12 protein-coding genes and 1 pseudogene are annotated in these 12622 nt (G+C 43.2%); 7 read left to right on the top strand and 6 right to left on the bottom strand.

Going from position 1 to position 12622, the window contains the following annotated elements; all coding sequences use genetic code 11:
- Both KDN43_RS02370 and KDN43_RS02375 read right to left on the bottom strand, forming a co-directional pair.
- Positions 1-2448 carry a TonB-dependent receptor gene (locus KDN43_RS02370; protein WP_238868098.1) on the bottom strand — a complete coding sequence of 816 codons (2448 nt, stop codon included), beginning with the start codon at positions 2446-2448 and terminating at the stop codon, positions 1-3.
- Between the two features lie 159 nt (positions 2449-2607).
- A complete protein-coding gene (locus KDN43_RS02375; protein ID WP_238868099.1) occupies positions 2608-3129 on the bottom strand; it encodes a hypothetical protein in 522 nt (173 codons plus the stop codon).
- 132 nt (positions 3130-3261) lie between these two features.
- Here KDN43_RS02375 and KDN43_RS02380 point away from each other — a divergent pair, with 132 nt between their 5' ends.
- Entirely contained in the window at positions 3262-3585 is a 324-nt protein-coding gene (locus KDN43_RS02380) for a hypothetical protein (protein ID WP_238868100.1), read from the top strand.
- Positions 3586-3599: 14 nt separating this feature from the next.
- On the opposite strand, the gene KDN43_RS02385 is transcribed toward KDN43_RS02380, so the two are convergent.
- Together KDN43_RS02385 and KDN43_RS02390 are read right to left on the bottom strand one after the other, a co-directional pair.
- Positions 3600-3887 carry a type II toxin-antitoxin system RelE/ParE family toxin gene (locus tag KDN43_RS02385; protein ID WP_238868101.1) on the bottom strand — a complete coding sequence of 96 codons (288 nt, stop codon included), beginning with the start codon at positions 3885-3887 and terminating at the stop codon, positions 3600-3602.
- Positions 3877-4110: a hypothetical protein gene (locus KDN43_RS02390; protein WP_238868102.1), complete on the bottom strand. Its 234-nt coding sequence runs from the start codon at positions 4108-4110 to the stop codon at positions 3877-3879. The genes KDN43_RS02385 and KDN43_RS02390 overlap by 11 nt, the downstream gene beginning before the upstream one ends.
- 94 nt (positions 4111-4204) lie before the next feature.
- On the opposite strand from KDN43_RS02390, the gene KDN43_RS02395 reads away from it, so the two are divergent.
- Both KDN43_RS02395 and KDN43_RS02400 read left to right on the top strand, forming a co-directional pair.
- Positions 4205-4732, top strand: a complete 528-nt coding sequence (locus tag KDN43_RS02395) for a sigma-70 RNA polymerase sigma factor region 4 domain-containing protein (protein ID WP_238868103.1) — start codon at positions 4205-4207, stop codon at positions 4730-4732.
- Positions 4733-5281: 549 nt separating this feature from the next.
- Entirely contained in the window at positions 5282-5959 is a 678-nt protein-coding gene (locus KDN43_RS02400) for a DUF554 domain-containing protein (RefSeq protein WP_238868104.1), read from the top strand.
- A 44-nt stretch (positions 5960-6003) separates the two neighbouring features.
- Here KDN43_RS02400 and KDN43_RS02405 read toward each other — a convergent pair whose 3' ends face one another.
- On the bottom strand, positions 6004-8397 hold the full coding sequence (locus tag KDN43_RS02405; protein WP_238868105.1) for a TonB-dependent receptor: 2394 nt from the start codon (positions 8395-8397) through the stop codon (positions 6004-6006).
- An 88-nt stretch (positions 8398-8485) separates the two neighbouring features.
- Positions 8486-8851 carry a DMT family protein gene (locus KDN43_RS02410; protein WP_238868106.1) on the bottom strand — a complete coding sequence of 122 codons (366 nt, stop codon included), beginning with the start codon at positions 8849-8851 and terminating at the stop codon, positions 8486-8488.
- A 242-nt stretch (positions 8852-9093) separates the two neighbouring features.
- Here KDN43_RS02410 and KDN43_RS02415 point away from each other — a divergent pair, with 242 nt between their 5' ends.
- From KDN43_RS02415 to KDN43_RS02430, 4 genes and pseudogenes are all read left to right on the top strand, one after another.
- The gene (locus KDN43_RS02415; RefSeq protein ID WP_238868107.1) at positions 9094-9639 is read left to right on the top strand and encodes an isochorismatase family protein; all 546 of its coding nucleotides are present in this window, start codon (positions 9094-9096) and stop codon (positions 9637-9639) included.
- A 244-nt stretch (positions 9640-9883) separates the two neighbouring features.
- Positions 9884-10606, top strand: a complete 723-nt coding sequence (locus KDN43_RS02420; RefSeq protein WP_238868108.1) for a hypothetical protein — start codon at positions 9884-9886, stop codon at positions 10604-10606.
- 239 nt (positions 10607-10845) lie between these two features.
- Positions 10846-11145, top strand: coding sequence for a hypothetical protein (locus KDN43_RS02425; RefSeq protein WP_238868109.1), 300 nt, complete (start codon positions 10846-10848; stop codon positions 11143-11145).
- A 100-nt stretch (positions 11146-11245) separates the two neighbouring features.
- A pseudogene (locus KDN43_RS02430) lies at positions 11246-12461 on the top strand (IS256 family transposase).
- The last annotated feature ends 161 nt before the right edge of the window (positions 12462-12622 follow it).

The raw sequence follows: 12622 nt of genomic DNA on the forward strand, positions 1-12622 counted from the left end.
TTAAAACTTTACCACATACGTCACCGACGGCAATACCGGAAAGATGGACACCTGCTTGAGCACCGTTTTCGAACGGCTCTCGCTTGACCCCGTCTGTTCCGTTTTTGACGAAGGATACACGAAAAACGGATTCAGCTGATTATACACGTTATATACGCTGATGTTCCACGTACGCTTCCACCCGCGCCGGGTAGTTTTGTGAAAGTTTACGCCCAAATCCATGCGGTGATAGTTGTTGTACCGAAAGTTGTTGCGGCTCTCCACGTAAGTGACAGATTGCAAGGCGTAATGCGATTCCTGATAATTGGGTGCGGGCACAGTGCGGTAGGACTGATAGCCAAACGTGGCAGCGTTACCCGTGCTGTAAACCCAAGATCCCGAAATATCAAACCGGTCAGAGAACTTATGCATGAGGGTAAGGCTCACATCGTGCCTGCGGTCATACTTGGCAGGAAAAACCTTTCCGAAGTTTATTTCATGTCCTGGCCGATCAAAAATACGATCGGCTTTCGACCACGTGTAGCCCAACCATCCCGAAGTATTTCCGAACGACCGCTGCGCCAGGAACTCCACGCCGTAAGCCACACCACGCCCCATACTGACCTTGTCTTCCCAATTGGACGATGCTCCCATGAACGACGCTCCATCTTTGTACTCCAACAGGTTGTCCATGGTTTTGTAATACCCTTCTACAGAAAAATCGGCCACGTGCGGTACCGTATAAAACAGGCCCGCCGAATATTGGTGTGACGACATGGGTTTTATCTTTTTCGTAACGGGAACCCACAAATCGGTAGGCAGACTCACCGAACTGTTCGAAAGCAGGTGGATATATTGGTTCATATAGGCGTAACCGGCTTTTGCCGAAAAGTTTTCGGCCAACATTACCCGCATTCCCGCACGCGGTTGCACCGAGAAGTAATTTTCCTTTTGCACGTGAAACGACGAAAAATGCACACCCAGGTTCACCTTGAACAATTCCCCCAACGCAATATTGTCTTCGATATAGCTCATGGTCTCGTGCGCATACACTTTAGGACTTCCCACAATCGTATCGATTTTTTGCGTATTGGGGTCGGTATCGTTTACCTTTATCGACGACACATCGGGTGAAAACGTGTGATACGTGTAGTTTGTGCCGAACTTGATATCGTGCGACGGGCCGGGCGTATAATCAAAGTCAACCTTAGCCGTCCAATCGTGGATACCCGAATCGTATTTCAAAGCCGTTTCCGATTTACTCGTTTTATGGGGCGTCACGGATTTATCCACGTATTGATCTTCGTAGCCCATTTTCAGGTCAGACCTGTATCGCGTGAATGCCGCAGTAGTATTCATAAACAGTTTGCTGCCCACCACACGGCTCCACCGTAATGACGTAACCAGGTTACCCCAACCCCAGTTCATTTTTTGCCATTCTTTGCTTTCATACGTTGAACTATTGGTAGATTTTGTACGCATTTTGGTATGCATGGCATCATCTCCCGTGTAAATACTGAGATAGAGTCGGTCACGGTCGGAAAACTTGTGTGTAAATTTGGCGTTAATGTCGTAAAAATAATATCCGCCACCGTAATTCGTATCGTCCTCCTCCTGCCTGGCGGCGTACTTGATAAGCGGCTGGGCCAAAATATCGAAGTAAGTACGGCGCAACGAAACATTAAATGTGGTTTTTTCTTTCACGATGGGCCCTTCCACCTGGAGTTTCGCCGAAAGTGTCCCGATGCTGGCTGTCCCGCTGATCTTTTTATCGTCGCCGTCCTTCATGCGCACATCCACCACGGAGGAGAGCCGTCCTCCGAAACGTGCCGGGAAGCTGCCTTTATAAAGCGTTACGTTTTTAAGCGCTTCACTGTTGAAAACGGAAAAAAAGCCCATCATGTGATTCACGTTGTAGAGCGGGATACCGTCCAGGAGTAACAAATTTTCATCGGGCCCACCGCCCCGCACATACAAACCGGCCGATCCTTCTGTGCCCGACTGCACGCCGGGCAACAGCTGCAAGGCTTTAATAATATCGTTTTCACCCAATAACGATGGAATATTTTTGATTTGTGCGATGGGTACTTCCACGGCGCTCATTTGCGAACCACGTACTCCCGTTTCGGAGCGGTGCCCTACCACGGTCACTTCTTGCAACACGTTTTGCAAGGTGAGTTGAATATTGACAACCGTGTCGCGTTGCAACACAAACGATTGCTTTTCGGGCTGGTAACCGATATAGGAAAAGGCCAAAGAAACCTCGCCTTTAGGCAAGGTGAGGGAAAAAAAGCCAAAATTGTTCGTGGCGTTTCCTTTAGCCGATAATTCGTCAAAGACGGTAGCGGAAATCAGTTGTTCGCCGGTTTCCTTGTCCGTAATATATCCGCTAATGGTGTAATGCTGTGCCGACACACCCAGCGCCGGCAAAATAAAAAACAAAAGTAAGATCCTTTTTAATGTCGTCATACCCTTTAGTTATGGTGTTGGAATTTTGATAAGCTTGAAATTGTTTTGCCGAAAGGTATATGTGCCTCGGTACAGCAATGATGCAAAGCTGCACAAAATCACGGCACGAGACTTAGTTAAAAAAATAAAATAAAAGGTGTAATTTCGTTCTAATGGTACTTATCTCTTCGGCACAGTCGCCTTAAGTGTAATCCTGGCCTGGTATTTTTCTGTCGATTCGGGTTGCGAGGTATCCGGCTGCCAGCTCAATTTCTCATCCACCCAAACTTTCAAGGTTTTAGGAGAATCCGTCACAAAACCACCATCCGATACTTTATTGATCTCATAAAGCACCTTGATGTTCTTTTCGGCATTTCCTTTCAGTGTAAGAAAGATCTCAGTTTCATATTGTGAGGATTTGTCAGTCTCGGATAGCTTTTTTGTTATCTCGCTCAACGATAGTTTTAAGTACGGACTGTCATCCGTTCGTTTTACCGAAAACCCTCTTGGATTATTTGTCATATTTGCATTAAAATAGGGCTTTCCACCTTTAACAAAGCGCACTTCTATTTCTTCATCTTTGAAAGCATCACTTTCATTGGATAACAAATTACGGCCCTCCATATCTTTCACTTCAACGTGAATGTTTTGAAAAGGCTGTAACGCCACGGGCGGCTCCTCCCTTTCGGTTTCACACGACACAAGCAAAAGTAGAGCGAAGAACAAATACAAAAAAATAGCGTCGTGGCCTGTCTCTATTCATCTCTTCATCGGATGGATTCTTTTGAAGGCTGCTTTCTTAATGATTCTATTTATGGTGTAAAAAATTGAAATATGGATGCTGATGGGTTGTTAAACAAATTCGCGGGCGTTGGTTTTTATCTTCGATTGTTTCCGCGTAAGCCATTACCGAAAAAATGCCCCTTATCAGCTCCGGCACCAAGTTTGAGCTGTACCGCCCGCAAAACCTCGACTTTATTTTCAATGAACGATGATTGGGAGTTGGTGGCCGGGCAATCAGTAATTATCAACCTGCCGACAGACATTCTTTCACTTCGCCACACACCATTCGCAGAAGGGTGCGAGCACACGCACAAAAAATGCGCAAACCTTTTTATTCAATTGGTTTACACGTCAAAACTGTCAGTGTTGCAATAATGCGCGTTCAGTTATCAAGTTTTATTTTTAGGATTACGGTGCGTATGAAAGATTGAATACACCACCACTTCATTGTCAACCACTTCATAAATAATGATATAGGGAAACTTCCTGACCACGGCTTCCCGATAGGGAATTTTTCGCGAGGGATACTGATAAGGATTTTGTTGAATACCATTCAAATACGTTTCGATAGTATTCAAAAAAACCAAGCCAAGTCCTCGCTGTTGGCTCTCATACCATGAAATAGCGTCCGACAATTCATTTTCAGCTCTCGCCTTTAACACCAAGTTATAATCCATGCTTCTCAATCAGCCTTTCTTTCACTTCTTTCCAACCGTAAGAGGGCGTGGCTTGGTTCAAGTGCAGTTCCCGTTCTTTATCCAACACCTTATAAAACGATTCGGGCACGGATGTTTCATATGCTTCTTCCGTGTCGATAATTGCCTCCAATATGCGCAGTATTCTATCATCCGCCTTATCCACAAATTCGTGAATCTTCTTTTTGACTACAGCTGTTTCCATATTCTATTATATTTGTTGAAATAGACAACCAAAGATAACAAATATAATTGTAGAACAACTACCTCAAAAAGAAAGTTTTTTCGTGTAAACCAATATGTCAAAGAACGCTATAGCTATCGGGATTTATGACAATATGGATGCGGAGGATATTGTGCAAGACGTTCTGGCAGACATTTGGGTAAATAAACAAGTATTGTTGGATAATAAAATAACGCACAAAGAATCGCTTAACGCATTTTTAATAGAAAAAATAACCGGGAAAATAGCCAACCTAAACAAAAAACACGACCGGAACATTTCATTAGATGTGCCAATAGCAAATGAGAAGGATATATTGAATAATTATATTTTCGACGAGGAAATAGAAAAAATAGAATGGAATGAATTCTCCGAAATACTAAATACTATTATAAAAGAGCTACCCACCCCTTTGAGATTTACGTCTTATTTACTCCTAAAAAAACAATACGGCGAATATGACACGGCCCGTGTTATGGGCGTGTCCACTCATCAGGTAAAGCTGTATTTTGATGTAGCCAAAAAACGTATCAATGAAAATCTAAAGAAGTATTACTCGTTTGATTTTAATATTGGCAAGCACGACCTGAAAAACTCGATATAAGAACGATTCTTATTCTTTGTCCTTAATCAAATGCTTCAAATTATCGTCGTTCTCGATACGGTGTTTTTCTAATTTCACGATATCTCTACAACGGAATCACATATTTTTTCAGCGCAGGATCTTTGAGTGAATAATGCTGTGAAGATCCAGCTTTATTGTGCAATCATCACATATTGCATGGTGACCATAGTAGGTAACAAACTGAAAGTAGACCGTTTAATCTACGAAATTTTACAGATTTTCAGTTTCTCTCTACTTGACAAGTCACCTGTAAAAGAGACACTTAACAAAAGCGATTACAAAAATGTCAAAGAACTCAATTATAAACAATTAGAAATCAAGTGGATCTAAGAGCCCACGTATGAGATGATTAATATAAAACATCTATCATTTTCTTCTCGCAAAAAATAGGTATTTTTACAGATTAAAATGATGAGTCCACTTTAATAAGTCGTTTTTTGAAAATATGATATTTGATTTTCAAGTGATTATGATGTCAATCATCTAATTTGAGACTTCCTCAAGCAGACTCAATAATGGATATATACAATGATTGGAACCCTTGTAAATACAGTTGCCGTGCTGGGAGGCGGAATTATTGGACTTTTGCTGAAGAAACGGATGCCAGAGCGTGTAACCTCCATTTATTTTCAGGCGATAGGGCTTTTTACGCTGGTCATAGGAATAACAATGGCCATTAAGATGGGGAACATCCTCATTGTGGTGAGCAGCCTAGCAGTAGGGTCTCTGCTGGGCGAATGGTGGGACATAGAGAAAGGTGCCGAACGGATGAGCGACAACCTGAAGAATCACTTTCATGTTGGCAGTGAAAAATTCTCCGAGGGACTGGTTACGGCCTTTCTGCTGTTTTGCGTGGGGTCCATGACCATCCTGGGAACCATCCAGGAAGGCACCGGCGGCTCACCCGACCTGCTTTACACCAAATCGTTGATGGATTTTTTCTCTGCCATCCTGCTTTCCTCTGCATTTGGAGTGGGAGTTGTTTTCTCCGCACTCCCCCTGTTTATTTTTCAGGCGGCCCTTACCCTGCTCGCCGGATACGCCGGGAGCTTCTTCACCGATGAGATCATTCTCGGGCTCACCAGCGTGGGAGGGATACTACTCATAGGGCTGGGAATAAACATCCTGGGGATAAAGAAGCTACGCATCATGAATATGCTCCCATCACTGGTAATCGTAGTATTGCTACTCTGGATTTTTCTCTAATCAGAAGATGGGGAAGGACACAGCCCATTCAAAAAAGCCGGTGTTTACCTGCCAATCGTGTATCGAAGCGTAGCCCCAAAACGGGTAGGATACCCCCTCTGAACAAACTGATTCACCTTCCCGGTAGTCATGTCCGATGCTTCGAAAAGGAACGAATGGTAATCGGTGTTGAACAGGTTCTTAGCCCAAAGTTCGAGCGAAAAGGCACCCCTCTCGGCAGAAATGCTACCGTTCACAAGCCCATAAAAAGGCTGATACAGCTCTACCCCTTCGCCCCCATCCTGAGGCGTCGTTTTATTAGATTCTGTCCAATAAATTTTCCCTACTCCAGCATACTGGATGTTTCCGCTCAGGCGGTCGATCAGCGATCCATTGGCAAAATTATGCACATAACTGGTACCCAAGCTTACCGTATGCCGGGGAGCAAACGGTATATGATTCCCTGAGTAATCCACATCCTCAGCCGCTTCATAATCTACAAAACGCGCATCGGCAAATCCGTAGTCGGCATACAACGACAGGTTCTGCAAAGGAACATATTTCAGACTTAACTCAAATCCTTTGCTTTCCGATTTTCCGGCATTCTTTACCGTGCGACCGGATGTTCCCTGATCTTCCAGTTTGATGATCTGAATATTGTTGACACGGGAATAAAACAATGCATAGTTGAGCGATAAACTGTTTTCAAACATCTCATATCTCCCGCCCAGTTCATAGGTCCAGCTGGTTTCCGGATCATAGGAGAGCTGCTCCTCAAGGGTTGGCTTAGTGCCGTCACCATTTGGCGCCCCTCCAGGCATGGGCATATTGGGAGGCATTTTCGCTGCAATTCCTTCCATGATCGACGCCGCCAATGCACCCTGCAATATTTTGGAGAATACTTGTTCATTATATCCGCCGGTCTTGTACCCTTTGGAGGCAGACAGGTAGATGTGGGCGGTGGGGGTGAACTGGTATTGGAGAGCAAACTTAGGTAATATCTTCCAGAAGTCTTTGCTATAGCTTCCCGTCAGCAATGTGTCGCCCTCTATAAACATGGAAGGCATGGGACGGTTGGGAATATTAAACTGGAGATTTACATCGCCACCCTCGCTTTCAGTAAAAAAGTCAAGCCCTGTATGTTCGTAGTCGAAACGGATGCCGGCCGTACCGGACAAACCCGTCACTCCAAAAAGATCGTTCACCGTAGATTGATGAAAGAATGCAGCCCCTCTTGAGGGTTTGGTATACACACCCGGCAAATCGATCTGGTCATTGGCATAGGATATTGTTAAAGGTGCTTTGGCTGTAAAAGCATCGAGATGTGCCTGCATGGCTGCAATTCCCTCCTTTTTGATGGCTACCGGTGTGTCGATCACCCGGTGATCATAGAAACCAAAGGCTCCCAGCACCCAGCGATATTTCCGCTGTGAGTCCGACTTCACCGTGATCTCCTGGCTCAGCGAGTGTTGCTTCTGCATCTGACGAATGGAAAATACCGATTTGGGGGAGTAATCCTGATCCATCTTCATATCGTCTTTCAGATACTGATAACCTGTGGTAGAGTGAATACTATAGCCCTTCCCGGAATAATCCAGCGACAGACCGTTTGTAAAAAGGTGCCGGTCGTACGACGAGGGTTCGTTAAAATTGGATGCGGTGGAATCCTTATGCATATAGGGGAAGGCGCCTCCAGACACATAGTCGTAGTTTCCAAAAAGCAACGCCTTGAACGAGGGAGTCAGCTCCCACTCAAACTTAACCCTGCCGCCGGCATTTTCAGAGGCATCCACTTTCTTTCCGGTATAGCTGTTCGTAAAATATCCATCGTCACGCTTGTAATAGCCACCCACAGAGATCCCGAAATTATCCGCAAGCTTGCTATAGTTCGAGACTTTTGCCGAGAACTGGCCGTAGTTGCCACCACCCACCATCAGGTTGGTACCCTGAAAGGTGAGAGGCGAGAAGGTGTAAAGATTCACAATTCCTCCAATGGCATTCCTGCCGTAGAGTGTTCCCTGGGCACCGCGAAGCACCTCCACACGCTGTATATCCTGAAATTCAAAATCGAAAGCCGAAGGATTAAAGCTGGGGACATTATCCACGTACATGCTCACCGTCTGCGCTCCCAACCTTGCGCCGATACCCCGGATATAGATTGGAGTGGAGACTTTTGAGCCATATACCGGAATAAAAAAGTTGGGTATATAGGCGCTTAAGCCAGGTAATGATTCAATCTGTGTATCCCGCAGTTGTTTTGGAGAGACCACGGATACTGCGGTAGGCATATTTTTCAGCTCGTTGGTTTCTTTCACCGATGAGGTCACCACCACTTCATCAAGATAATAAACCTTGACGGTATCTTTTGGATTGGCCTCTTTTCCCGGCATGTTTTCCCGCGAGAAAGAGATAAATATGTTACAAAACAGGGCAATACATACTATCAGCAATTGTTTCATCGTATACATTTTATTGGATTCTTAACTGCATGCAAAGAAAATCGATTTAATGTTACGAGTCAATCACTACATTTAGTGATATTTTATGCTACTGCTTAAAAATGAAATAGACAGCCAGCACCAGAAACAGAAACCCAATCAGGTGATTCATCCTGATCTGGGTCTGAAATGCAAGGGAAGAGAAGATCACAAACACCAGAAGCGTGATCACCTCCTGAATGACTTTCAGCTGCAACAGCGAAAAGCTGCCTCCGTTACCTTCGAATCCGAGACGGTTGGCGGGCACCTGGAAACAGTATTCAAAAAAGGCGATAAGCCAGCTGATTACGATGACGCCGATGAGCGGCAATTTGCCAAACCAGCTATTTTCAGCCAGCTTCAGATGACCATACCATGCCAGTGTCATAAAAACATTGGAAACAACCAAAAGTCCGATAGTAAGCAAATAATTCATAGATATCCGTAAAAAATTGTGCAAAAGTACAACATTTCCGCAAACAAAGCCCTTCGGAGTCTGCAGGTTTCTCACCTATACATTGCGAACATACTTACACTGGGATCATGCACAACATCACAGTCCAGTCGTTTCCGCTACTTTATCCCGGGAAATGACATTCACGAGTGAGGATGCAGAAGACTGTACGTGAACACCTTCTTAATTCTGTTGTTATAGAGAGAAATAAGTTGTCAAAAATTATGAGAAAAGTATTATTGATTGTAGATGTGCAGAACGACTTCTGCCCCGGTGGTGCACTTGGTGTAAAAGACGGTGACAAGGTTGTTCCGATAATAAATGGTATTATCGACAGATTCGATTTTGTTATTTCGTCACAAGACTGGCATCCGTCCCATTCGGTTCATTTTGAGAAGTGGCCGGTTCATTGTGTGGCCGGCACACATGGAGCTGAGTTGCATCCCGAACTAGAAGCCAATAAGATAGATCTAAGACTATTAAAAGGGACAGATAATAAAGATGACGGTTATTCAGCTTTTGAAGCAACCAATGTGGCGCTTGCAAGTTATCTCCGCGATTATGAAATATCCTCGGTGTACGTTTGCGGTTTGACCACCGACTATTGCGTAAAAGAAACTGCTTTGGATGCAGTTAAACAGAAATTCAATACCTATGTAATCACCGATGCTATCGCCGCGGTAAACGCACAACCGGGCGACGATAAAAAAGCACTGCAGGAGATGTATCGCATAGGGTGTATACTGATAGAATCGAAAAAGATTTCATGAGATTATCGGTTAACCAAAGTAGAAGTATTTATCAACTTTACCTGTTTGCCTTGTGAAATCTTCTTTTCCTTTCGTAAAGCAGTTGTTTGTTTGCCGAATGTATCCATGTTTTTAGCCCTTAAAAGAGTTAATAAAGCCAGCCACAGCCCAAGTGGTGAGCAAAGTGGACATAGTGGCTGACCGTGGTCCCCTGGCCGAGAAGTATTGTAACATGAGTCCGTATGCGTATTGCTCGAATAACCCAGTGAGGTTAATTGACCCGGATGGAAGAGAGTGGAAGTATTTTATAAATGCAAATGGTCATATTACTATTAATGTTGCATTAAATTTTTTCGTATCAGGAAATTATACGTCAAAAGAAATAGCAGCCTATAAAAATGTTATTGCAACACAATTCAATAATACCATATCGGAGGCATCAGGAGGGGTAATGTCCGGAACGATTACTTTCTACGAAGGAAATCAAAACATAGTCCAGTCATTGTCTTTGGGTAAAATGGACGGTGCAATTGGGGGAAGTACTTCTTACTTCAACTCTTCGGTTAATTTATTTAATAAGGCAGGAGAACTAAGATCACTTTCAGAGATAGGTTCGGATGCAACCCACGAAATGTTTCATACAGTAAGATTAGCACATCCATTCGAGATTACGCAAACAGAAGATACAAAGTTGTTGAAGGTAGCTCCTAATTCTTTTATTTCAACTCCTACAACAGATGCAAACATTGTGAATAATATTATGAGTTATTCCATGATAACAATAGACGGGCAAAAAAGTACCAATCAAAATTCATTGACAAAAGGACAATTAAATTTTATGATGAATAAAATAAATTTACAAAATCAAGGATACGGTTTCTTTAAATATAATCCATCATTAACAAATGAACAAAATACTAATTTGTATGAAAAATATTATAAAAACTATTGGGATAATATTCCCGGGATGCCAGTTGGTAATAAATAAATGAGTCTCCTCCGATAAGTCTTTTTTCTTGAAAATTTCACAATATGAACATTGATTTTCAATAAGTTGCAAACCAATAAAAATGAGTTTTGAGGTTTTCGGAGAGGACTCATAAATACAATCTATTAATTATTATCATTTCTGTATTTTCTTGTTCTTCCATAAAAGGTCAACAAAAAAATGAAGGCGTACAATACGATGATTTGACAAAAAAGAATGTGTACATTGTTGTTTAAAAAATGCCTGTTTACAAAAATGGAGAAAAAGATTTTTTGGACAATTTTATAAAATCTTTTCACTATGATTTTCATCCAAATGAAGACATTCAAACAATGTTGCGATTACAATTTGTTATTGACGTAAAAGGAAATTTAATTGGAGCAAGGATTTACGGTAAAAAAGATGAATCTCTAACTAACTTTGAAAAAGAGGGATTAAAAGCATTAATATTGCTTCAAGATTGGTATCCTGGAAGACATAATAACAAGAACGTCAATGTAATGCTGACAAAGATAATAAATGTAGATTATAACAAATAAAGGAGACGGAGCGGATTAGCAAAAATATTACAGGAGACTGTAAAGTAAACTGTGTCAAAGAATAAATCATTTTTTTTACTTTTACACAACAGTTTACATTATGGAAGATTTTGATTACAAGTCCTTTCAAGCCAAGGCGCTGGAACAGCTAAAATCCGGCAAGCCTCTTTTAGGAAAAGACGGTGCATTTGCGCCATTACTGGAGAACCTTCTGAATGCAGCATTGGAGGGTGAGATGGATGTTCACATGGATGAAGAGGAGCGCTTATCGGGTAATCGCCGCAACGGCTATAACCGCAAGCAGGTTCAGACTTCCCTGGGTGAGGTTACAGTTCACACACCTCGTGACAGGGATTTCCGGTTTGAACCTGAGTTTATCAAAAAGCGGGAACGCATATTGACCGAAGGTGTGGCAGACCGTATTATTGGTTTGTATGCATTAGGAAACAGTACACGGGAGATTAGTGACTGGATGGAGGAGAACCTGGGTAATCGGGTTTCAGCCGATACCATCAGCGCCATTACCGACAGGGTACTGCCTGAACTTCAATCCTGGTGTACCCGTCCCCTTGATTCAGTCTATCCCATTGTATGGATGGATGCCATCCACTACAAGGTGATGGATGATAAAAACAGACCGGTTACCCGCGCCATTTACAATGTGCTCGGAGTCGACCGCAACGGGCATAAGGATCTGCTGGGAATGTATATTTCCAGGAGTGAAGGTGCCAATTTCTGGCTCTCGGTACTGACTGATTTACAAACCCGGGGGGGTACGGGATATTTTAATAGCCAGTGTGGATAATCTGACCGGTTTCTCCGATGCGATCAACAGTGTGTTTCCGGAAACAATCGTTCAGAGTTGCATCGTTCATCAGATACGCAATTCCCTCAAATATGTTGCCAGCAAGTATCAAAAAGCCTTCATGAAGGATCTCAAGCCCGTTTACCAGGCCGTAAGCAAGGAACAGGCGGAAGTAGAACTGGACAATCTGGAGTTGAACTGGGGCGAACAATATCCACTGGTGATAAAATCCTGGAGGGACAACTGGCATAAACTATCGGCCTATTTTCAGTATACTGACGCCATCCGGCGACTGATCTACACCACCAACACGGTGGAGGGATATCATCGTCAGATTCGCAAGGTGACAAAAAACAAAGGGGTTTTCACAAACGACACGGCGTTGGAAAAACTGGTTTACCTGGCCTACCGCAATATCCGCAAGAAGTGGACCATGCCCTTGAAAGACTGGGGACAGACGGCCCAGCAACTGGCTATTCTTTTTCCGGATAGATTTAAACTTTTCGATTAAATTTTTATTGATAATGGCGATTCAATAATTTTCATTAGTTTTGTGATGACCAACAAGACGATGGCGATGCTTTGCACCATTGGAACATAAAAACGATTAGGGGGTCGACCCCTAACCGTTTTTGACCAACTAAAACTCAGGTCTCAGCATTACCCATTAGA

The organism is Proteiniphilum propionicum, from assembly GCF_022267555.1.
GTDB classification, from domain to species: Bacteria; Bacteroidota; Bacteroidia; order Bacteroidales; family Dysgonomonadaceae; genus Proteiniphilum; species Proteiniphilum propionicum.

What these genes read in the sequence shown, in the direction of transcription:
- KDN43_RS02405 (WP_238868105.1), bottom strand. Translation starts at nt 8,397, where the DNA reads ATGAAACAATTGCTGATAGTATGTATTGCCCTGTTTTGTAACATATTT.
- KDN43_RS02390 (WP_238868102.1), bottom strand. Translation starts at nt 4,110, where the DNA reads ATGGAAACAGCTGTAGTCAAAAAGAAGATTCACGAATTTGTGGATAAG.
- KDN43_RS02425 (WP_238868109.1), top strand. Translation starts at nt 10,846, where the DNA reads ATGCCTGTTTACAAAAATGGAGAAAAAGATTTTTTGGACAATTTTATA.
- KDN43_RS02370 (WP_238868098.1), bottom strand. Translation starts at nt 2,448, where the DNA reads ATGACGACATTAAAAAGGATCTTACTTTTGTTTTTTATTTTGCCGGCG.
- KDN43_RS02380 (WP_238868100.1), top strand. Translation starts at nt 3,262, where the DNA reads ATGGATGCTGATGGGTTGTTAAACAAATTCGCGGGCGTTGGTTTTTAT.
- KDN43_RS02395 (WP_238868103.1), top strand. Translation starts at nt 4,205, where the DNA reads ATGTCAAAGAACGCTATAGCTATCGGGATTTATGACAATATGGATGCG.
- KDN43_RS02400 (WP_238868104.1), top strand. Translation starts at nt 5,282, where the DNA reads ATGATTGGAACCCTTGTAAATACAGTTGCCGTGCTGGGAGGCGGAATT.
- KDN43_RS02415 (WP_238868107.1), top strand. Translation starts at nt 9,094, where the DNA reads ATGAGAAAAGTATTATTGATTGTAGATGTGCAGAACGACTTCTGCCCC.
- KDN43_RS02410 (WP_238868106.1), bottom strand. Translation starts at nt 8,851, where the DNA reads ATGAATTATTTGCTTACTATCGGACTTTTGGTTGTTTCCAATGTTTTT.
- KDN43_RS02385 (WP_238868101.1), bottom strand. Translation starts at nt 3,887, where the DNA reads ATGGATTATAACTTGGTGTTAAAGGCGAGAGCTGAAAATGAATTGTCG.